Annotated in this window: 18 protein-coding genes; 13 read left to right on the top strand and 5 right to left on the bottom strand. The window is 69.0% G+C overall.

Annotated features, from left to right (window positions below):
* Positions 1–272: 272 nt before the first annotated feature.
* Entirely contained in the window at positions 273–629 is a 357-nt protein-coding gene (locus ACSMFO_RS00005) for a hypothetical protein (protein ID WP_436456144.1), read from the bottom strand.
* A gap of 256 nt (positions 630–885) precedes the next feature.
* Between ACSMFO_RS00005 and ACSMFO_RS00010 the strand changes: the two genes are divergently transcribed.
* Entirely contained in the window at positions 886–4,581 is a 3,696-nt protein-coding gene (locus tag ACSMFO_RS00010) for a CARDB domain-containing protein (RefSeq protein WP_436456145.1), read from the top strand.
* Positions 4,582–4,629: 48 nt separating this feature from the next.
* On the opposite strand, the gene ACSMFO_RS00015 is transcribed toward ACSMFO_RS00010, so the two are convergent.
* Positions 4,630–5,184 carry a TetR/AcrR family transcriptional regulator gene (locus ACSMFO_RS00015; RefSeq protein WP_360088027.1) on the bottom strand — a complete coding sequence of 185 codons (555 nt, stop codon included), beginning with the start codon at positions 5,182–5,184 and terminating at the stop codon, positions 4,630–4,632.
* Positions 5,185–5,281: 97 nt separating this feature from the next.
* Between ACSMFO_RS00015 and ACSMFO_RS00020 the strand changes: the two genes are divergently transcribed.
* The 3 genes from ACSMFO_RS00020 to ACSMFO_RS00030 all read left to right on the top strand — a co-directional run bounded on the left by ACSMFO_RS00020 (position 5,282) and on the right by ACSMFO_RS00030 (position 7,834).
* Positions 5,282–6,184 carry an NmrA family NAD(P)-binding protein gene (locus ACSMFO_RS00020; protein WP_436456147.1) on the top strand — a complete coding sequence of 301 codons (903 nt, stop codon included), beginning with the start codon at positions 5,282–5,284 and terminating at the stop codon, positions 6,182–6,184.
* A 17-nt stretch (positions 6,185–6,201) separates the two neighbouring features.
* Positions 6,202–6,774 (top strand): aminoglycoside adenylyltransferase domain-containing protein, encoded by a 573-nt coding sequence (locus tag ACSMFO_RS00025; protein WP_436456149.1) that lies wholly within the window; start codon positions 6,202–6,204, stop codon positions 6,772–6,774.
* 136 nt (positions 6,775–6,910) lie between these two features.
* Positions 6,911–7,834, top strand: coding sequence for an alpha/beta hydrolase family protein (locus ACSMFO_RS00030; protein ID WP_436456151.1), 924 nt, complete (start codon positions 6,911–6,913; stop codon positions 7,832–7,834).
* 1 nt (position 7,835) lies between these two features.
* On the opposite strand, the gene ACSMFO_RS00035 is transcribed toward ACSMFO_RS00030, so the two are convergent.
* Together ACSMFO_RS00035 and ACSMFO_RS00040 are read right to left on the bottom strand one after the other, a co-directional pair.
* Positions 7,836–8,231, bottom strand: coding sequence for an ATP-binding protein (locus ACSMFO_RS00035; RefSeq protein ID WP_436456153.1), 396 nt, complete (start codon positions 8,229–8,231; stop codon positions 7,836–7,838).
* Positions 8,232–8,306: 75 nt separating this feature from the next.
* Entirely contained in the window at positions 8,307–8,732 is a 426-nt protein-coding gene (locus ACSMFO_RS00040; RefSeq protein WP_436456154.1) for a Rid family hydrolase, read from the bottom strand.
* 92 nt (positions 8,733–8,824) lie between these two features.
* On the opposite strand from ACSMFO_RS00040, the gene ACSMFO_RS00045 reads away from it, so the two are divergent.
* The 3 genes from ACSMFO_RS00045 (at position 8,825) to ACSMFO_RS00055 (ending at position 12,345) form a co-directional block, all read left to right on the top strand.
* Complete coding sequence (locus ACSMFO_RS00045; protein WP_436456155.1) at positions 8,825–9,301, top strand: MarR family winged helix-turn-helix transcriptional regulator; 477 nt, start codon at positions 8,825–8,827, stop codon at positions 9,299–9,301.
* Positions 9,302–9,615: 314 nt separating this feature from the next.
* Complete coding sequence (locus ACSMFO_RS00050) at positions 9,616–10,119, top strand: hypothetical protein (RefSeq protein ID WP_436456157.1); 504 nt, start codon at positions 9,616–9,618, stop codon at positions 10,117–10,119.
* A gap of 351 nt (positions 10,120–10,470) precedes the next feature.
* Entirely contained in the window at positions 10,471–12,345 is a 1,875-nt protein-coding gene (locus ACSMFO_RS00055) for a Calx-beta domain-containing protein (protein WP_436456159.1), read from the top strand.
* A 52-nt stretch (positions 12,346–12,397) separates the two neighbouring features.
* On the opposite strand, the gene bla is transcribed toward ACSMFO_RS00055, so the two are convergent.
* The gene (gene bla, locus ACSMFO_RS00060) at positions 12,398–13,291 is read right to left on the bottom strand and encodes a class A beta-lactamase (RefSeq protein ID WP_436456160.1); all 894 of its coding nucleotides are present in this window, start codon (positions 13,289–13,291) and stop codon (positions 12,398–12,400) included.
* 101 nt (positions 13,292–13,392) lie between these two features.
* Between bla and ACSMFO_RS00065 the strand changes: the two genes are divergently transcribed.
* The 6 genes from ACSMFO_RS00065 to ACSMFO_RS00090 all read left to right on the top strand — a co-directional run bounded on the left by ACSMFO_RS00065 (position 13,393) and on the right by ACSMFO_RS00090 (position 20,291).
* The gene (locus ACSMFO_RS00065) at positions 13,393–14,274 is read left to right on the top strand and encodes a LysR family transcriptional regulator (protein WP_436456161.1); all 882 of its coding nucleotides are present in this window, start codon (positions 13,393–13,395) and stop codon (positions 14,272–14,274) included.
* On the top strand, positions 14,271–15,173 hold the full coding sequence (locus tag ACSMFO_RS00070) for a serine hydrolase (RefSeq protein ID WP_436456163.1): 903 nt from the start codon (positions 14,271–14,273) through the stop codon (positions 15,171–15,173). Before ACSMFO_RS00065 ends, ACSMFO_RS00070 begins: the two co-directional genes overlap by 4 nt.
* A 62-nt stretch (positions 15,174–15,235) precedes the next feature.
* Positions 15,236–15,691 carry a flavodoxin family protein gene (locus ACSMFO_RS00075; RefSeq protein WP_436456165.1) on the top strand — a complete coding sequence of 152 codons (456 nt, stop codon included), beginning with the start codon at positions 15,236–15,238 and terminating at the stop codon, positions 15,689–15,691.
* Between the two features lie 245 nt (positions 15,692–15,936).
* Entirely contained in the window at positions 15,937–17,703 is a 1,767-nt protein-coding gene (locus ACSMFO_RS00080) for an alpha/beta hydrolase (RefSeq protein WP_436456167.1), read from the top strand.
* Positions 17,704–17,890: 187 nt separating this feature from the next.
* The gene (locus tag ACSMFO_RS00085) at positions 17,891–18,808 is read left to right on the top strand and encodes a helix-turn-helix transcriptional regulator (protein WP_037336653.1); all 918 of its coding nucleotides are present in this window, start codon (positions 17,891–17,893) and stop codon (positions 18,806–18,808) included.
* A gap of 106 nt (positions 18,809–18,914) precedes the next feature.
* Positions 18,915–20,291: an MFS transporter gene (locus ACSMFO_RS00090; protein ID WP_436456170.1), complete on the top strand. Its 1,377-nt coding sequence runs from the start codon at positions 18,915–18,917 to the stop codon at positions 20,289–20,291.
* Positions 20,292–20,348: the final 57 nt, after the last annotated feature.

The raw sequence follows: 20,348 nt of genomic DNA on the forward strand, positions 1-20,348 counted from the left end.
ATCCGGTGCAGATGTCGCAATCCACACCGAACCCGGAGGCCCTCCCTCATTCCAAGATCATCTGACTACGTGTCTCCCCGTTCACAACCTCCCGGGGCAGTACACCTAGGCGCAAGGATGGGGGCCTTCATGTACCTGGCAACGTGTGAAGGTCGAGTTTCCTCGGCTGAGCCGGGGGAAGGGGGCCTTCACGCGCAACCCAGCTCACGTACAGGTCAGACGTAGATCAACAAATACCGGTCCTCCTTCACAGACCGGCGAGAGGTGATCGACTAGCGACGTCGGCGGCGCTCGGACGGCCGCGGATCGAGCAGTTCCTCGGCGAGCAGGATGGCCCGGTCCGAAAGCGTGACGGACAGCCGCTCCACCGACTCGCCGATCCGGCCCGCTTCCCGCCGTACGCCCTCGCCCACGGGCTTGCTGTGCCGATCGGCGAGGCCCGCGAGCCTGCTCCCCGAGACCAGCACCAGATCGGCGAGCCGCTCGCCCAGTTCGGTCAGCCGGTTCGCCGTCCTGCCCGCGCGGCGCGCCACGAGATCTTCGGTCTCCCGGCGCAGCTCACGGGCCGCGGACCTCGACTCGGTCGTCGTGCCGGTGAGTGCCGACCTCAAGGTTTTCGTCACGTCCATCAGGGTTCGACCTCCACGCGGCGCGCCTGCGTTGAGTGTACAACTGTGCACCGTTTCTGCGGAATATGTGACTGAGCCTTTCCCGTGTTCCCTGGTGTTAGGAGAACAAGTGTGTCGCTCAAGAGGTCAATGTTGACGGCGAGCGCATGTCGCAAAATTTCGAAAACAAGTCAACTTCTTGCATTCTGTCTCCGAGTTGTTGCATGCTCGTACGGCTCTGGCTCCCTCCCCGCCGTCTCAAAGAAGAGAAGACGCCATGACACGTATGCGCCTGTCCCGGATAGTCGCCGGTTTCCTGGTCGCCGGGCTTTCCGTCGCCGGACTCTCCTTCGCCTCCGCCGCGAGCGGGCCGCCATCGGATCCCGCCGCCCCACCCGGTCCGGCTGCGCTCGCCGAAGTGCCGTTGACCCGCACAGTGTCGGCGAGCAGCGCGTTGCCCGGTTATCCCGTCGCGAACGCCGTGGACGGAAACCAGGACAGCTACTGGGAATCAGCCAACAACGCGTTCCCGCAATGGATCCAGGCCGACCTCGGAACGGCCAAAACCCTGTCGCGGATCGTGCTGAAACTGCCGTCCGGCTGGGAATCCCGCACCCAGACGCTGGCCGTGCGCGGAAGTACCGACGGCGCGGCGTTCACCGACCTCGCCGCGCCGACCGGTTACGCGTTCACGCCCGGGACCAACACCGTCACGATCCCGATGACCGCGTCGGCCCGCCATGTCCGGCTGCAGGTCACCGCGAACACGCGCTGGCCCGCGGCGCAGCTTGCGGAATTCGAGCTGTACGGACCGGACACCGGCGACACCCAGGCGCCGAGCGCGCCCGCGAATCTCACGCTGACCGAGCCCGCCGCCGGTCAGATCCGGCTGACCTGGGCGGCCTCGGCGGACAACGTCGGGGTCGCCGGGTACACCGTCTACCGCGACGGCACGCCGGTCACGACGATCACCGGCACCACGTTCACCGAATCCCGGCCCGCCGGGACCCGGGTCGAGTACTTCGTGCGCGCCAAGGACGCGGCGGGCAACGAATCCGGCGACAGCAACCACGTCGTGCGCTCCGGGACGAGCGCGGGCGCGAACCTGGCGGCGGGCAAACCGATCGAGGCCACCTCGACGGTCCACTCGTTCGTCCCCGCCAACGCCAACGACAACAACACCGCCACGTACTGGGAGTCCGCCGCGGGCTATCCGAACTCGCTGACGGTGAAGCTCGGCGTCGACGCGGAGGTCGACTCGGTCGTGGTGAAGCTCAGCCCGGACGCGATCTGGGGCGCGCGGACGCAGCACTTCGAGATCCTCGGCCGCGCGCAGGGCGCCACCGCCTTCACTTCTCTCTCAGCACGGGCCGATCACCGCTTCGACCCGGCCACCAACCAGAACTCGGTGGTCGTACCGGTCAGCGGACGCGCTTCGGACGTGCGCCTGCAGTTCTTCGCCAACTCCGGCGCTCCCGGCGGCCAGGTCGCGGAATTCCAGGTGATCGGCACGCCCGCGCCGAATCCGGACCTCGTCGTCACCGGCACGACGTGGACGCCCGCGAATCCGACGGAGACCAGCCAACTCGCCGTCTCGGCGACCGTGAAGAACACCGGCACCGCGAACGCGGCCGCCACGACCGTGAACGTCAGCCTCGGTGGCACCGTCGTCGGCGAAGCGGCGGTCGGGGCGCTCGCCGCCGGCGGGTCCACGACGGTGGCCGTCGACGCGGGAACGCGTCCACAGGGGACGTACGCCGTGGCCGCGACCGCGGACCCGGCGGGCACGGTGGCCGAGCAGAACGAAACCAACAACACCTACACGTCGCCGACCGCGCTGGTCGTCGCGCAGGCGCCGGGGCCGGATCTCGAGGTCACCGACATCACGTCGAACCCGCCCAACCCGGCGGCGGGTTCGGCCGTGTCCTTCACTGTCGCGGTGCACAACCGCGGCACGAGCCGCGCGGACGCGTCGGTGACGCGGTTGGCCGTCGGCGGCACCATGCTGACCGGCACCACCGGTGCGATCGAGGCGGGGGCCACCGCGAACGTCGCGATCGCGGGCACCTGGACCGCCGCCGACGGTGGCGCGACCCTGACCGCGACGGCCGACGCGACCGGCACGGTCACGGAGACCAACGAGTCCAACAACAGCCTCTCGCGGGCGATCGTCGTGGGCCGCGGCGCGGCCGTCCCGTACGTCGAGTACGAGGCGGAAGCCGCGCAGTACCAAGGACAGCTGCTGGAAACCGACCCGTTGCGCACCTTCGGCCACACGAACTTCGCGACCGAGTCCTCCGGCCGCAAGTCCGTACGGCTGGCGAATCAGGGGCAGTACGTCGAGTTCACGTCGGCGAACGAGGCGAACTCGATCGTCGTGCGCAACTCCATCCCGGACGCCCCCGGAGGTGGCGGGCAGGACGCGTCCCTCAGCCTCTACGTCAACGGGACGTTCGCGCAGAAGCTGACACTGTCGTCGAAGCACAGCTGGCTTTACGGCAGCACCGACGACCCCGAAGGCCTGACCAACACCCCGCAAGCCAACGCGCGGCGCCTGTTCGACGAGTCGCACGCGCTGCTGTCCCGCTCGTATCCGCCGGGCACGAAGTTCAAGCTGCAGCGGGACAGCGGTGACAACGCGGCGTTCTACATCGTCGATCTCATCGACTTGGAGCAGGTCGCCCCGGCGTCGGAGAAGCCCGCGAACTGCACGTCGATCACGGAATACGGCGCCGTGCCGAACGACGGGAACGACGATTCGGCGGCGATCCAGCGCGCGGTGACCGACGACCAGAACGGCGTGATCGCCTGTGTCTGGATCCCGGCGGGGCAGTGGCGGCAGGAGAAGAAGATCCTGACCGACGACCCGGACGTGCCCAACGGCGGCGGCCAGTACAACCAGGTCGGCATCTCCAACGTGACGATCCGGGGCGCCGGGATGTGGCATTCGCAGCTGTACTCGCTGATCGAGCCGCAGAACGCGGGCGGCATCAACCATCCGCACGAGGGCAACTTCGGATTCGACATCGACAAGAACACGCAGATCTCCGACATCGCCATCTTCGGCTCCGGCCGGATCCGGGGTGGGGACGGTGGCGCGGAAGGCGGCGTCGGTCTCAACGGCCGGTTCGGCACCGGCACGAAGATCACGAACGTCTGGATCGAGCACGCCAACGTCGGCGCGTGGGTCGGCCGGGACTACGGCAACGTCCCGGCGCTCTGGGGGCCGGGCGACGGCCTCGAGTTCAGCGGTATGCGGATCCGGAACACCTACGCCGACGGCATCAACTTCACTAACGGCACGCGGAACTCGAAGGTGTTCAACTCGTCGTTCCGCACCACCGGTGACGACTCGCTCGCGGTGTGGGCGAACCAGTACGTGAAGGACCCTTCGCAGGACATCGCGCACGACAACGTGTTCGCCAACAACACGATCCAGCTTCCGTGGCGTGCCAACGGGATAGCGGTCTACGGCGGCTACGGCAACAGGATCGAGAACAACATCGTCCACGACACGATGAACTACCCGGGCATCATGCTGGCGACGGACCACGATCCGCTGCCGTTCTCCGGGGAGACGCTCATCGCGAACAACGCCCTGTACCGCTGTGGCGGCGTGTTCTGGGGCGAGCAGCAGGAGTTCGGCGCGATCACGTTCTTCGCGCAGGGCAAGGACATTCCCAGGGTCGTGCTGCGGGACACGGAGATCCACGACTCGACCTACGACGGTGTCCAGTTCAAGACGGGCGGCGGCGTCGTGACCGCGGCCCTCACCAACGTCAAGATCGACAAGTCCAACAACGGCGCGGGCATCCTCGCGATGAGCGGCGCCCGTGGCAGTGCGACCTTGACGAACGTGACGATCAGCAACTCCGCGAACGGCGACGTCGTTCGTGAGCCGGGGTCGCAGTTCGTGATCAACGGTGCCCCGGTGCCGGCGGTGGTCTCGTCGGGCCGCCGCGGCACCCGGTAAGCGGAATCCGTGCCGGGGGCCGGAATGGGCGACCACTCCGGCCCCTTGTCACGTCCGGGGGCTCAGCCCCGCCACGGCCAGCCGGAACAGCCGGTCCGCCCGGGCAGCCGGATCCGGGTGGTGCTCGGTGGCCAGGACGATGCCGACGATCAGCGTGATCAGATCCGCGACGGTGACGTCCGGCGGCACCGCGCCGTCCCGCGCGGCCCGCCGCAGGAGCGGTTCCCCGGCGTCCTCGATGGCGGCGGAACAGGAGTTCTCCTGTGCGGGCCCGTCGTACGAGAGCGCGGCTGCCAGCCCACGAGCGGAGACGCAGTAGACGACGACCTCGTCGAGCCAGGTCAGGAGTGCTTTCCGGCTGTCTTCTTCGCCGGTCAAGGCGGCGGCGCGGGCGCACAACGCGGCGATCCGGCTCGCGGAGACCGCCTCCAGCAGCGCCCGGCGGGTGGGGAAGTGGCGGCGCACGGTCGCCGAGCCGACGTTGGCGGTGCGGGCGATCTGCTCCAGCGAGGCGCCGGAGCCGTGGGCCGCGACCTCTTCCTCGGCCACCGCGAGGATGCGCGCGTAGTTCCGCCGCGCGTCGGCGCGCTGACCGTCGGACATGCCTTCACCTCGGTGTTTGCGTAAGTGGCGGGGCCCGCCATATTGTAGCGGACGATAAGTGGCGGGCCCCGCCACTTAGTCGAGCGAAGGAGCCACCATGTCCGCAGCACCCGTTCTGGTCACCGGCGCCACCGGCAGGCAGGGCGGCGCGACCGCCCGCGCCCTGCTCGCGGCCGGCGTTCCCGTCCGCGCCCTCGTCCGCGATCCGGCCAGGGCGAAAGCCGTCGAAGCGCTCGGCGCCGATCTCGTCGTCGGCGATCTCCATGACGTCGAGTCCGTGATCCGCGCGGCCAAGGGGGCCCGCGCCGTTTTCTCGGTGCAGATGCCCGGAATGAACGAGGACGGATTCGACTTCGCGGGCGAGGTGACTCAAGGCGTCAATCTCATCGAGGGTGCGAAGGCGGCGGGCGTGCCGCAGTTCGTGCACACCTCCGTCTCGGGAGCCGGTCAGCACGTCGAGGCGGACGGATGGGCCGAAGGTCGCTGGGCATCGATGGAGCCGACGCTGGGCGCCAAGGCGGCGATCCAGGATCGCCTCCGCGAGGCGGGCTTTCCGCGGTGGACACTGCTCAAACCGGGCTTCTTCATGGAGAACTTCCTGCCCGACATGAAATTCCTGTTCCCGCGCGGGGTGGACGGCGGCCTGGTGAGCGTCATCAAGCCCTCGACGTCCCTTTCGCTGGCCGCCGTCGACGACATCGGCACCGCCGCCGCGGCGGCCATCGCCGAACCGGAGCGGTTCGCCGGGGTCGAACTCGAACTCGCGAGCGACTTCCTGACCATGATGGAGATCGCCGAAGTCCTGTCCGGTGTGCTGGGGACGAGGCTGACGGCACCGAATATGACCGTCGAGCAAGCGGTCGCCGCCGGGATGCCGCCGATGGGCGCTTCGCACGAGTGGCTGAACGTGATCGGTCAGCCGGGGCGTCCGGAATTCGCGCGGGACCTCGGCATCCCGCTCACCGGCTTCGGCGGCTGGGCGCGGAAGTACCTTGCGTGAGGTGTGATCGTCGAGGCATGCGCATCGAACCCCTGCTGGACCATCTGCTGCTGGTCGCCCGCAGGTCGCTCGATGAAGAGGAACGCCCCGCGCTGGTGTCACTGCTGTTGTTGCGGCTTTCGGGCTGGCGTGGCCACGTCGACCGCTTTCCCGACGCGGTGGACCGGCGTCCGGTCGAACTGACCGGGATCGTGGCCGGGGGCGAACCGGCTCGCCGGGAATTCCAGTACGGGGAATGGCTTCGGGAAGAGTTCGTCGAGGGCCGTCTTCCCGGTCCTGCCGAGGATCCCGATGTCGTGATCCTTGCGGCCACGGCCCATGCGGCGCATCGGGTTCTGTGCGGCGCCGCGCTCGCGGAGGTCGTCGATCCGGTGCCGCCGGACCAGCTCCGCGAGGCGGCACTCGGCGTCATCCCCGGCCTGTTGTCCGAGATCGAAGGCGATGAACGCAACGTCCTGCTCACGCTCGCGCGCATCGTCGTGACCGTCGAAACGGGACGGATCGTCTCGAAGGACACCGCGGCGGAGATGGTCGACGGCGGTGTGCTGCTGGAACGCGCGGGCGGGGTACCTCGGCACGGCTTCCGATGACTGGACCGGACTTTCGGCGGAGGTGGCCTCGCTCGCGAGCGCTCTCACGGACCGGGCGAGGGGCGTTTGACAAAGCGGAACACTGCTCCGTATGTTTGTGGAACAGTGTTCCGCTTAACTCGCGAAGGAAGTTCACATGAGCACGCCAGTGATCTCGATCGCCCCGGTGCAGCTGTCCACGCCGGACCGGGCCGTGGACCTGCGCCTGCGGATCTCCGTGCCGGCGACCGGGAACGAGCTGCCGATCATCCTGCTGTCGCACGGCCAGGGACCTTCGAACCATCTCTCGTCGTTGCACGGCTACGCCCCGCTCGTGAATCGCTGGGCGGCGCACGGATTCGCCGTCGTGCAGCCGACCCATCTGAGCTCGCGGTCGCTGAACCTGCCGCCCGGCGACCCGGAAGCGCCGCTGTACCAACGGTCCAGGGCCGAGGACATGATCCGGATCCTCGACCGGCTCGACGAGCTCGAAGACGCCGTCCCGCTGCTGCGCGGCAGACTGGACCGGGGGAGGGTCGCGGTGGCCGGGCATTCGATGGGCGGGCACACCGCGAGCCTTCTGCTGGGCGCGCGATACACCGATCCCCGCAGCGGTGGGGAAGTACGCCTCGCCGAGCCGCGGATCTCGGCGGGTGTCCTGCTCGCCGCGCCCGGCCGCGGCGGCGACGCGGTCACCGGATTCGTGGCCGAGAACTATCCGTTCTTTCTCAGCACGGACTTCTCCGCGATGACGACGCCCGCGCTCGTCGTCGCCGGGGACAAGGACGACTCCGGTCATCTGACGGTCCGGGGCTCGGAATGGCACACCGACCCGTACTTCCTTTCGCCAGGCCGGAAAACGCTGCTGACCCTGTTCGGCGCCGAGCACGGGCTCGGCGGGGTGTCCGGCTACGACGTCGCCGAGACGACGGACGAGAACCCGGATCGGGTGGCGGCGGTGGGGCGTCTCACCTGGGCTTATCTTCGCTCCGAGCTCTACCCGGGCGACACCGCTTGGCGGGCGGCTTGCGAGGACCTGGCGGCGGCGCCGGATCCGCTGGGCCGGGTCGAGTCGAAGTAGTTCAGCTCACCGGGATCTCCGCCCACACTGTCTTGAATCCCGCGCCGGTGTCCACGCCCCATTCGGTGCTGATCGCCTCGACCAGCGCGAGCCCTCGTCCATGCGGACTCGTCGGGTCGTTCTTGATCACCCGGTGCGGCCGCAGTCGCGGATGGCGGTCGTCGACTTCGACGCGGACGACGTCCCGGCCCGAGGGGACGGAGACCCTGAGCCCGGCGACGCCGTCCGCGTGTTCGTGCGCATTGGTGACCAGTTCCGTGGTCAGCAGCTCGGTGTCCGCGATGGTGGTGCGTCCGACCTCGCTCAGCCGCTCGCGCAGCCAGGCCCGGACCTCTCCCAAGGGCGGGGCGATGCCGGTGGGGAATTCGTACGTCTGCCGTGTTCTCGTGATACCCACGCGTTCTCCTTAGCGGGTTTCCCAGCTGGGCCAAGAGCATGGGCGCAGCCATGGAGTACCCAAGGAGTGCCGGGTTCACACGCGGGCGTTCCCGGCGATCGCGGTGACCCTGATCTCGACCCGCATCTTCGGCGCGCCGAGGGCCGCGACGCCGATCTCGGTCCAGATCGGCGCCCGGTCGCCCATGTGCTCGCGGAACTGCGCCACCATCACGCGGTTGTGGGTTTCGCCGATGGAGCCGGGGACCTCCGGGACGTGGTAGGAGTCGACCGAGATGACGTCGCGCCAAGTGGCGCCCGCGGTGGCGAGGGTGCGGGCGACGTTCTCGAAGGCCTTGACGATCTCCTCCTCCAGTGACTCCGGGAAGGTCAAGTCGTCGTCCCAGCCTCCCTGTCCCGAGATCTCGATGCGATCGCCGACGCGCACCGCCTGGCTGTACCGCATTTCTGCCAGTTGCCGGTCGCCGTAGCCGGGCGTGGCGAAGAACTCCGGCTGGGTCATGGTGGATCCTCTCGTTGACTTCACGCTTGAAGTCAAGCTAGCACGATTTCACTTCACGTGTGAAGTCGCGCCGTCCTGGGTAAGGTTCCGCCATGGCCACCCAGGACCCGGACGAAGCGCTGTGGCTGACCCCTGCCGAAAAGGAGGCCTGGACCGGGCTGGTCTCCCTGGTCCTCCTGCTGCCGGGGCGGCTCGAGTCGCCGTTGCAGCACGACGCCGGGTTGACACTGTTCGAGTACTTGACCCTCAGTCATATTTCGGAGGCCCCGGAGCGGCGGCTGCGGATGAGCGAACTGGCGTACCTCGCCAACGGCTCGCTCTCCCGTCTGTCCAATGTGGTCAAACGCTTCGAGCAACGCGGCTGGGTGGAGCGGACGCCGGACCCCGGCGACGGCCGGTACACGCTCGCCGTGCTGACCGACGACGGCTACGACGTGGTCGTCGCGGCCGCGCCCACGCACGTCCGTTCGGTGCGGGAGCTCGTCCTCGACCCGTTGACTTCGGAGGATCAGCAGGCGCTGGCCCGGATCGCGGCCAAGCTGCGGACGCGACCCGTCGATCTCGCCTAGTGAACCGAAGGTCGAATGTGTCTTGCCGGGCGGAGTGTCCAGGACCAGGGCGGCACCTGCGACCGAACCGCCGCTCCCCGTAGCCGACCGGGGGGCGAAGGCTCCTTTCGTCGCGTCAGACTCGGTGAAGGGAGCCTTCAGCCCACGCCACGTTTGCCCTGCCTCTCGCCCAGTACTTCGAGGCGGTCGAATGTGCGCGCGAAGGTACCTTGTGCGCGCGTCGCGGAACCTGGTCCCCTGGCGGAGTTCATTCCGCACGAAGAGGGGGAACTCTCGTGTTCAAGAGGATATTGGCCGTCTTGTCGGTGTTTTCGATGGCGCTCCTGGGCCTCGCGGGAACGGCGCAGGCCGGGATCGTGCAATGGTCCGACGGTTACGAATCGAATCCCCACGGTGTATGGGAACGGGGAATCCAAGGCGGTGACGGGCATTCCTGGTTCGATATCGGTATGGGAGTGGCTCGGACCGGCAACAACAACGGCTGGCTCTTCGCGGACAACGGCTGGTCGGCGATGCGGACCGCGAAGTCGCTCAGCGGTTTCCCGTCGAATCGGTCGAATTGCGCCGCCGCGATCCACGCCGACCCGGTCGGTGGCGGAGCGAACATCGGACTTGAGATCTGGGACCCCAACGGCTGGCGGAAAATCTCCCACACGGTGAAATGGATCGACGACTGGGCGGGCTATCAGCTCATCACGCTGCCCAATCTGAATCTGAACGGCGTGGGTACCGTCTATCTGCAGCCGATCTACGGCAACAACGGCGGCCCGGCGAAGTACATCCGCTTGGACGACGCGATCATCCAGTGCGTCTACTGAGCGGACCCGATGTCTCGCCGCGGTCTCGATCGGCGCGTCACGTTGCGACATTCGGTGACTGTTCGCCGCGTGAATGCGGATTCCGCCCGGCCGAGGTGATCACGGAAAAATGAGAAAACTCCGACACTTCTCACGCTGAAGGGTGAGAAGTGTCGAAGGTCCTTCAGCTGGACGGTGCAATGCGGACCTGGTCCGAGTAGCGCGGATTCGCGGTAACAGCCCGTTGGGCGGCTTGACACAGGGCGCTCCGGGTGAAGCCCGGCTCTCGCGCTAACGAAAATCGAAATATTCCGTCTTTTCGAGGAAGCCCACAGCAATTCCGGCTCCGGCCGGGTCTGAGGAGGGAAGTCCATGTCACGAAGACCACCGCTCGTCGTCCTGGCCGCCGTCACGGCGATGTTCGCGTCCACCGCGGTCGCCGCCGCTGCCCCGCCGGGAGTCGACCCGGCCACGGTCGACCTCACCCTCAACGCGGGGCAGAGCACGACCGTGACCAAGAACGTGACGACCTCGGCCGTGCCGCCTAATCCCGACCTCGTCCTGCTCGCCGACACCACGGGCAGCATGGGCGGGCCGATCGGCAACGTGCGGTCGAACGCCAGCGCCATCACCGGTGACGTGCTCGCCGCGCAGCCGACCGCACAGTTCGGCGTCGCCGAGTACAAGGACTTCACCGACTCGGTGCCGTTCAAGGTCAACCAAGGCATCACCGGGGACACGACCGCCGTCCAGGCGGGGATCAACCAGTGGGTGGCCACGGGCGGCGGAGACACGCCGGAGGCCAACCTGAACGCGCTTTACCAGCTGGCCACCGGCGCGGTCGCGTTCCGGCCGGACGGCACCCGCATCATCGCGTGGTTCGGCGACGCGCCGTCGCACGACCCGAGCGGCGGGCACACCCTGGCCCAGACCATCGCGGCGTTGCAGGCGGCGAAGATCCGCGTCGTCGCGGTCAACGTCGGCGGCCTCGACGCCACAGGACAGGCCTCCGCCATCACATCCGCGACGGGTGGCGTTCTGCTGAACAACGTCCCGGCCGGCCAGGTCTCGCAGGCCATTTTGGACGGGATCAAGTCCATCGAGGTCACCGTGACGCCGAAGGTGACGAGCTGCGACCCGCAGCTCACCGTCACCAACGATCCCGGCAGCGTCAAGGTGACCAGCGGCGAGGTCGCCACGTTCACCGAGACGATCAAGGCGGCGGCCGGCGCTGCTCCCGGCACCTACCAGTGCGTTGTCGACTACCAGGTCGACGGGGTTTCCCGCGGGTACATCGAGACCACCACGGTGCGCGTGCTCGGCTTGAGCATCAACGACGTGACGGTCGACGAGGGATCCGGGGGCGCGCAGGTCCCGGCGACGTTCACGGTGTCGCTGCTCGGCGGCCCCAGCCCGAACCCGGTGACGGTCCAGTACGCGACCGCCAACGGCACCGCGACCGCGCCCGCCGACTACGCGGCGGCGAGCGGGACGGTCACGTTCGCTCCCGGGCAGACGGCCAAACCGGTGACCGTCCTGGTCAACCCGGACACGGTCGACGAGCCGAACGAGACCTTCACGGTGAACCTCTCGGCCCCGTCGGGTGCCGGTCTCCTCGACGCGACCGGAGTCGGCACGATCGTCGACGACGACCGTGACGGCGTCTTCTCCTGCACGGGTACCGCGGCGAACGTCCTCGGCGTGACCGCGGCGCGGGCCAACCCGGCGAACCTGCCGTGTGCCGACGACAGCAGCACCGTCGCCGCCGCGACGCTCAACGCCGGTCTGATCAAGGTGGACACCAAGGTGCTGACCGCGTCGACCGATCTGACGCCGGACGACCAGTCGGCGGCTCCGGCCGCGGGCGATCGCGCGCTGGCGTCGGCCAAGATCGACAAGACGGTGATCAGCACGCTCGGGCTGACCATCGAGCTCGGCGTGATCCAGTCGCAGGCGACCGCGACCTGCCAGCCGTCGGCGGGCGGGCTCGCGCCGGTGCTGGCGGGCAGTTCGAACGTCTCCTCGCTGAAGATCAACGGTGAGTCGATCACGGTGGGCTCGGCGCCGCTGACCATTCCGCTGGTCATCGGCTCGCTGAAGCTCAACGGCCAGACCGTGGCGAACGGCGTCGTGAAGCAGCAGGCCGTCGCGCTGGACACCGCGCTCGCGAAGATCGTGCTCGCGGAGTCCCAGGCCGACGTGCACGGAACCTCGGCGCATCCGGCGGGCAACCCCTGCCGTCGCTGAGCCGCTGAACCCGCCGGGACGGACGGATCCTCGTCCGTCCCGGCGGGACCGGTCAGGGGAGGGCCTTGATCGCGGCCGCGGTGGCGTCGGCGAGAAGCTTGTTGTCGATCTTGGCGTCTTTCTCCACCCGGTCGGTGAGCACCGAGACGACGATCGGCGCGCGGTTCGGCGGCCACACGACCCCGATGTCGTTGCGCGTGCCGTAAGCCGCCGTGCCGGTCTTGTCGGCGACCGCCCAGCCGGGCACGCCGGCGCGGATGTTCTGGTCGCCGGTGGTGTTGGCGCGCATCATGTCGACGAGGATCTTGCGCTTGTCCTCGGGGAGGGCGTCGCCGAGCGCGAAGGCGCGCAGGCTCACGGCGAGGGCGCGGGGCGTGCTGGTGTCCCGACTGTCGCCGGGCGCCGTGTCGTTGAGCGCGGGTTCGATCCGGTCGGCGTGGCTCGTGGTGTCGCCGATCCCGCGGAACACCGCGTTGAGTCCTTCGGGGCCGCCGAGTTCGCGGAAGAGCAGGTTGCCGCCGGTGTTGTCGCTGTACCGGAGGGTCGCGTCCATGACGGCGCGCAGCGGCAGGCCCGTCGTCACGTGTTTCTCCGTGACCGGCGAATTGGTGACCAGGTCCTGCTGCCCGTAGGTCACCGTGCGGTCCAGTTCGGCGACCGGCGTCCGCTGCAGGACACCGCCGGCGCTGAACACCTTGTGCGTCGAGGCGTAGGCGAAGCGTTCGTCTGCGCGGAAGGCGACCTCGCGGCCGGTCGCGGTGTCCACCGCGTACACCCCGAGCCGGGCGCCGAAGGCTCGTTCGAGTTGTTCGAAGTCGGCGCTCGCGGACGGCGCGACCGGGGTGGTGGCGGCGGGCGGCTGTGCCGGGGCGGGCGTGGAACACGCGGCGAGTGACGCGACCGAGAGCGCCAGCAAGGCGGCCCACCGGCGAGAAGTGACGGACACGAGGATTCCTTTCAAGATCGTTCGATGTCCGCAGTCTGTCCAGCGCCGGTCATGCTGTCCAAGACACGAATGACGTCTTTCATGCGAAACACGCATAGTATGTGGTCGTGGACCTGATCGGGAGTTGCCGGGCGTTCGTGAGTGTGAGCGAGGCCGGGACTTTCACCGCCGGAGCCGCCCTCGCGCGTATCCCGCAGCCGGTGGCGAGCCGCCGGATCGCCGCGCTGGAACGGCATTTCGGCGAGCGGCTGTTCGACCGCTCCACCCGGCGCGCCCTGCTCACCCCGTTCGGGCGGGACATGTTGCCGTCGGCGAAACGGCTGGTGGCCTTGGCCGACACCCTGGAACACGACGCGCGGCGCGCCAAGCTGCGGCCGATGCGGCTGGCGATGCCGGAAACCTGCACCGTCCGCGAACTCGCCGAACTCGACGCGGCGGCGCGGGAGCTGGACGTCTTCCTGGAGTTCCGGCAGGCGCCGCCACGGGAACGGGCGGAACTCGTGCGCACGCAGGAGGTCCGCGCCGCGCTCACCGCCGTCCCCGGCGAGGAGGGCAGCTGGAAGGTGCCGCTCGGGCTGGCGGGCGGAGGCAGGCCGCGGACGGACGTCCTCCATCTGGAAACGCTGCGGGTCGGCCGGTCGGGCGGTTCGCCTCGGCGGGTCTGGATCCAGCCGGAGGACGACGTCCCGCATCTGCGCGACCGTCTCTTCCGGATCCGCGACGCGGTGGGGCTGCGGCCCGCGCAGGTGTCCGTCGCCGATTCGCTCACCGCGGCCGCGGCGGCCGTGTTCGGTTCGGAGGATCTGCTGCTGTGCTCGGCGGCGCAGGCCACCGAGCTCGGCCTGAGCTGGCGGACCATCGGCGAGATCCGGCTCGTGCGCGGGTTCGAGATCACGGCGGGGCCCGGCGAGGACGCGCAGCGGCTCCGGGCACGATTGGGGCCGGACATCGCCCGATGTCTCGGCGCGGAGGAGACGACGTGAACACGGAGACGCTGCTCATGCGGCTGCGCGCCGACTTGGCCGACGGAGGCCTGCGCGGTTCGTTCCTCGTGCGTGATCTGCGGACCGGCTTCGAGGCGGGCATCGACCCCGACCTCGAATTCCCGAGCGCTTCGCTGGTGAAGATCCCGCTCGCCGCGGCGACCCTGGAGCGGATCCGGCGGGGCGAGCTGGACGGCTCGGCGGCGCTCGACGTCGAGCCGGGGCGGGCCACCGCGCCGGGGCCGACCGGGCTGACGCGGTTCCGGCATCCGGCCAGGGTGGCGATCGACGACCTGCTCTACCTGACCATGGCCATCAGCGACGAGACCGCCGCGGACGCGCTGTTCGCGCTGACGCCGCCCGCCGAGGTCACCAGGATGACGCGAGACTGGGGCATCACCGGGATCACCGCGCGGCATCCGGCCGCGGATCTGAGCGACACGCCGGCCGAACGCTTCGACCCCGCCGATGTTCACCTCGCGCACGCGCTCGCGATCAACGCGGGCACCGCGGGGCAAGGGCATCCCGTTCCGCAGCTGGACGTCACACGCGCGAGCTCCGGTTCGGCCCGTGCGTTCGTGAACCTGCTCGAAGCGCTGTGGAAGCCGTCCAAAGTGGACGAACAGGTGGCGGCGCGGGTGCGTGAGCTCATGGGGCTCAACCTGTTGCGTCAACGGCTGAGCCCGGATTTCGTGTCCGACGCCACGAAATGGTCGTCGAAGACGGGCACCGTGCTGAACCTGCGGCACGAGGTCGGGGTGGTCGAGCACGCCGACGGCGGGATGTTCGCGATCGCCGCGCTGACCGAATCCCAGGTGCCCGCGGCGATCCAGCCGGAGGCCGAGGTGCTGATGGCCCGCGTGGCGCGGGAGCTGCGGGATCACCTGCGCGAGGGGTGACGTCACGTTCTCCGCCGCTGTCCGGTTCTTGAGGGAAAGGACCGGCGAAGTGGAGGATCGGCATGAAGGTCGTCATCGTGTGCGTTTCGGTGTCGCACGGCAACACGGAGAGGCTCGCCGAGGTCATGGCGGGAGTGCTCGGCGCTCGCGTCGTCAGCCCCGAGGAAATCGAGCCCGCCGACCTCGATTCGTGTGACCTGGTGGGATTCGGCTCGGGGATCTTCGGGATGGACTTCCATCCGCGCCTGCTTCGGTTCGTCGAGGAGTTGCCGGGGGAGCAGCGGCGGAAGGCGTTCGTGTTCACCACGAGCGGGCTGCCCGAACCGCCGTTCCGGCGCTACCTCCGCCGCCTCGCGCGGCTGCTCGGCCACAAGGGATTCGATGTGGTGGGCACGTTCTCGTGCCGCGGTTTCGACACGTGGCTCCCGTTCCGGCTCGTCGGTGGCATCGGCAAGAACCGGCCCGGTACGGCGGATCTCGACGCGGCGCGGCGGTTCGCCGAACGTCTCGCGGCCTGATCCGAGCCGTGACTCGCGTGATCGGAGACGGAACTCGCGTGACTGGAGGACGATCTCGCGTGATCAGGGGCGGAACTCCCCGGGCTGACCGTTCGTGTCGAGATCCCGCCATGTCGGGTATCCGCCAGCTCGCGGCCGTGTGGGAGACCTGATCACCCGTCTTTACTTCACGTACGGACGTCGGGGGGCTCCTGTCGAAAGGGTTCATGGTGATCAGTAGGACGAGAAAGACGCGGAGAGGCACGGTGGCCGTGGTCGCCGGCGCGTTCCTGGCCTCGGGCCTGGTGCCGGCCCCCGCCGCGGGTGCGGCTCCCGCGGCCAAGGCCGAGCCGGACACCGCCGCGCTCGCCGGTGCGCTGACCAAGCAGGCCGTGGCCTGGGGCGAGTGCTCGTTCCCGTCCGTCGCGCCGGCGACGGAAGCGGAACTGAAGAAGGTCAAGGGCCTGGCCTGCGCCACGGTCCAGGTGCCGCGGGACTGGCACAACCCGCAGGACGGCAACACGATCGGCGTCCGCGTCTCCAAGACCGGGACCGCCTACCCCGGCACCGGCAGGCAGGGCATCGCGCTGGTCAACCCCGGCGGACCCGGCGGCGAAGGCCTCCCGTGGGGCGCCGCGATGGCGATGCGCAGCCCCGTTCTGGCCTCGCAGTACGACTTCGTCGGCTTCGACCCGCGCGGCGTCGGCCAGAGCACCCCGCTGACCTGTAGCTACACCGTCCCGGACAGCACGGACCAGAACGTGATCAGCCGGGCGAAGGTCGAGGGCTGCCTGAAGAACCCGCTGACGAAGTTCATCACCACCGAGCAGACCGCGTACGACATGGACTTCATCCGGGTGCTGCTCGGGGAGAAGAAGACCAGCTACATCGGCTACTCGTACGGCACGTGGCTCGGCACCTGGTACGCCACCACGTTCCCGAGCAAGGCGCACCGCTTCCTGCTCGACTCTTCGACCGACGCGAGCCGTCCGACCCTGGAGAAGACCTGGGACCTGCAGCCGCGCAGCCGTGACCGCCAGTTCCAGGAGGCGCTGCTGCCGTACGTCGCGCGCAACGACGCCAAGTACAAGGCGGGCACCGACCCGCTGGAGATCCGCCGCAACTGGGAGAAGGCGGGCGGCACGCGGGAATTCGCGGGCATGCTCTACGCCGCGTGGTTCATCATCCCGGCGATGTACGACACCACCCAGTACCCGTCGGCGGCCTCGATGGTGGCCGCGCTGGCGAAGGGACCGGCGCCCACCGGGACCGACGCGGAGAAGCTGGAGCAGGTCGTCGCGAAGGCCCTCGTCACCCCGGGCTTGACCGACGCGAACAAGGCGTTCCTGAACAAGGCCAAGGGCAACGCGCTCGAGGCCATCGCGAAGAAGGACTCGGTCGAGCGCAAGGCCTCCTACCAGGGCGGCGCCGAGGTCGAGACCTGGGACGCGGCGTTCGAGGCGATCCGTTGCCAGGACGGTCAGTGGAACCAGAACCTGCACTACTGGACGTACTGGCAGGCCGATCTGACCGTGAACGCGCCGTTCATCGCGCCGATCATGGCCCTGTCGGGCGCGCCGCTGTGCGCGTTCTGGCCGACCACCAACGCCAAGCCGGCGCCGGACGCCAAGACGTTCCCGAAGCTGCTGATCGCGCAGACCGAACTCGACGCGGCCACGCCGTACGAGGGCGCGCTCGCCACCGCGAACGGCCTGCCGGGCGCCAAGATGATCAGCGTCGACAACGAAGGCAGCCACGGGATCTTCCCGTACAACACCGACTGCGTCGACGACCCGATCGTCGCCTACTTCCAGACCGGTCTCACGCCGAAGAAGTTCACCGGCTGCCAGGGCCTGCCCTTGCCCGGTGAGGACAAGACGGTCGAGGTCGGCGGCAACCTCGGGCACGACGGGAAGATCAAGATCAAGATGATCACGCCCCAGGTGCGCAAGGCGAACGAGATCGTCCGTGAGCTGCTCGAAGGCACCGCCACGCCGGAAGCGGACGAGAAGGGCCTGCCCGCCAACGCCTGATCCCCGGCAGCGTCGCACAACGGCTCCCGCGAACCCGATCCGGTTCGCGGGAGCCTCTTCGGCGTGATCCGTGACGGTTTCGTTATCGATCCAGGCGCACGATCCGGCCGGTTTCCGCCTCAAGAAAGGGTGAGGTGTGACATCGATGTCACACCGATCGATCCTGGGGTGGGGGAGGAGAAGCGTCATGCTCGCCGAGTCGCGAGGCCTGTCGGTGGAGGCCGAGCAGCTGTATCGGGCCCTGCTGGAAGGGCGTCCTGGCCCGCCCGGTGCCGAACTGGCGGAGCTGGAGCGGTTCGGCCTGATCCGCGCCGGCGCGTCCGGTGTCGAGGTGTGCCCGCCGCGTGCGGCGCTGTCGGCGTTCGCGGCGCAGCACGAGGCCGCGGCCGTCCGCGCGCGGGAAGCGGCCGAGGTGCTCGGCGCCGCCTACTCCCTGCGGACGGGCCGCGACGCGGACTTCGTCGAGGTGCTGCGGAGCCGGGACGAGGTGATCGCCACCTTCGAAGCCATGCAGACGCAGGCGGGGGTGGACATCGTCGCGCTGGACCCCGGGTCGTACATGAGCCCGAAGGCCGAAGTGAGCACGGTGCAGCCGGGATCGATGGCGCGCGGCATCGCGTACCGCGTCGTCTACGACTCGTCCGTGCTGCGGACCGACGACGGATTCGCCCAGGTGCAGTCGAGTATCGCGCTCGGTGAGCAGGCCAGGGTGTTCCCCAGGCTGCCGCTGAAGCTGGTGATCGCCGACAGCAACCGGGCACTGATCGCCGTCCCGAACTCCGACGCCGGTGACGTGCTGGCCCTGCTGATCCATCCGTCGATGCTGCTGAGCGCGCTGATCGAGTTGTTCGAATCGTTCTGGCGGATGGGGGTGCCGGTGCGGGCGGGTGGTCCGGACGACGCGGAAGCGACGCAGGAGCCGACCGTCGCCACGCGCCGTCTGCTCGCGTTGCTGAGCGGAGGCCTGACCGACGAGGCGATCGCCCGCGAGCTCGGGATCAGCGAACGCACGGTCCTGCGGCGGATCAGCCGTCTGCAGCAATTGCTGGGCGCGCAGACCCGGTTCCAGCTGGGTGCGCAGGCTTCGCGGCAGGGGTGGTTATAGCGCGAGCGTGAACCGGAGTCAGCGGAATTGTCACGGGAGAGTGGGGTCCAGTCTCGTGAGTGGTAAGGACGGTTAGAACCGTCTTTGCCACTCACGAGGATGGACAATGAGAGCGACGCTGCTCATGATCGGGCTCGGGGCCTTCGTCACCACCCTCGACAACACGATCGTCGCGGCGGGCGCGCCTTCGCTCGCCCGCGAACTCGGGCTCGATCTGCCCACGCTGCAATGGGTGAGCATCGGCTACATGCTCCCGTTCGCCGGGTTGCTGCCGGTGGCGGGGACGCTGGTGGACCGCTGGGGCCAGGCGGCGACCCTGCGGGCGGGGCTGCTCGCGTTCGGCGCCGGTGCGGCCGTCGGAGGATTCGCCACGACGGCGTGGCTCGTCGTCTCCGCGCGGATTCTGCAAGGCACGGCGGCGGCGTTCCTGGTCCCGGCCCTGCTCAGCCTGCTCCGCACCAACCTCGACGCCCGAAGACGCGCTGTGGGAGCGACGGTCTGGACCGCTTGCCTCGCGGCCGCCCTCGCTCTCGGCCCGACGCTCGGCGGGATGCTGAGCGAATATCTGGGCTGGGGCTGGATCTTCTTCGTCAACCTCCCGTTCGTGGCGGCGATGCTGGTACTGGTGCGCAGGGTCGCCCTGGCCGACCGTGATCCGGCGGCGGGACGGCCCGCCGTGCTGTCCATGCTGGTCGTGACCACCGCGATGGTCCTGACCACCGCCGCCGTGGTGGAACTGAGCGTCGTGCTCGGTGCGGCGGGGACGGCCTTCGCGATCTGGTTCGTGCTGAGGGAAAGACGCGCGCGCGTGCGGCTGGTGCCGAAGGCGCTGACCGGAACGCGGGTCTTCGCCGGCGCGCTTACCGTGCAGTTGCTGTGGGGGCTGGGGGTTTCGGGGGTCTTCTTCTTCACGCCGTTGCTGCATCAGGAATCCCTCGGTCTCGGGCCGATGCTCGCCGGATTGCCGCTGGTCGTGGTGGCGGTCGCGGTCGTCGCCACCACCCCGCTGGTGCCTTGGGCGGTACCGCGCTGGGGTCCACATCGGACGGTCGCGGCCGGGCTGACCACGGTGGCCGCCGGACTGCTGGCGCTCGCCGCGGTCAACCACCTGCCGGAAATACCGCCCAGGATTCCCGGGCTGGTGCTGATCGGCGCCGGATCGGCCCTGACCACCCCGCTGACCTCGTACGCGCTGGAAATCGTCGCCGAACGGCACGCGGGCACCGCCTCCGGACTGCTCACCGCGTCCCGTGAACTGTCGAGCGCGCTGGGCGTCGCGCTGATCGGGGTCGTGCTGTCGGTGGTCCGCACGGCCCGGCTCGACGAAGGCGCCGCGGCCGCACTGGCCGACGGCTACACGGCGGGCCTGCTGACCGCCGCGGCACTGCAGCTCGCCGGAGCGCTCCTCGCGCTCCGGCTCCTGAACCCCCGAAGTTCGTCCCGAAGTGACAAGCGGGGTGCCCCCTTTCTCACTTCCCGGTGAGCACGTCCGCACGCGTACCGGCATTCCATCATCCTTTCATTGACACCCTTCCCGGGA

The organism is Amycolatopsis sp. w19 (assembly GCF_051373225.1).
Lineage (GTDB): Bacteria > Actinomycetota > Actinomycetes > Mycobacteriales > Pseudonocardiaceae > Amycolatopsis > Amycolatopsis japonica.

Coding starts and splice junctions, on each gene's coding strand:
- ACSMFO_RS00085 (WP_037336653.1), top strand. CDS start 17,891: ATGCTCGCCGAGTCGCGAGGCCTGTCGGTGGAGGCCGAGCAGCTGTAT.
- ACSMFO_RS00015 (WP_360088027.1), bottom strand. CDS start 5,184: ATGTCCGACGGTCAGCGCGCCGACGCGCGGCGGAACTACGCGCGCATC.
- ACSMFO_RS00025 (WP_436456149.1), top strand. CDS start 6,202: ATGCGCATCGAACCCCTGCTGGACCATCTGCTGCTGGTCGCCCGCAGG.
- ACSMFO_RS00045 (WP_436456155.1), top strand. CDS start 8,825: ATGGCCACCCAGGACCCGGACGAAGCGCTGTGGCTGACCCCTGCCGAA.
- ACSMFO_RS00055 (WP_436456159.1), top strand. CDS start 10,471: ATGTCACGAAGACCACCGCTCGTCGTCCTGGCCGCCGTCACGGCGATG.
- ACSMFO_RS00005 (WP_436456144.1), bottom strand. CDS start 629: ATGGACGTGACGAAAACCTTGAGGTCGGCACTCACCGGCACGACGACC.
- ACSMFO_RS00020 (WP_436456147.1), top strand. CDS start 5,282: ATGTCCGCAGCACCCGTTCTGGTCACCGGCGCCACCGGCAGGCAGGGC.
- ACSMFO_RS00040 (WP_436456154.1), bottom strand. CDS start 8,732: ATGACCCAGCCGGAGTTCTTCGCCACGCCCGGCTACGGCGACCGGCAA.
- ACSMFO_RS00050 (WP_436456157.1), top strand. CDS start 9,616: ATGGCGCTCCTGGGCCTCGCGGGAACGGCGCAGGCCGGGATCGTGCAA.
- ACSMFO_RS00090 (WP_436456170.1), top strand. CDS start 18,915: ATGAGAGCGACGCTGCTCATGATCGGGCTCGGGGCCTTCGTCACCACC.
- ACSMFO_RS00075 (WP_436456165.1), top strand. CDS start 15,236: ATGAAGGTCGTCATCGTGTGCGTTTCGGTGTCGCACGGCAACACGGAG.
- ACSMFO_RS00010 (WP_436456145.1), top strand. CDS start 886: ATGACACGTATGCGCCTGTCCCGGATAGTCGCCGGTTTCCTGGTCGCC.
- ACSMFO_RS00030 (WP_436456151.1), top strand. CDS start 6,911: ATGAGCACGCCAGTGATCTCGATCGCCCCGGTGCAGCTGTCCACGCCG.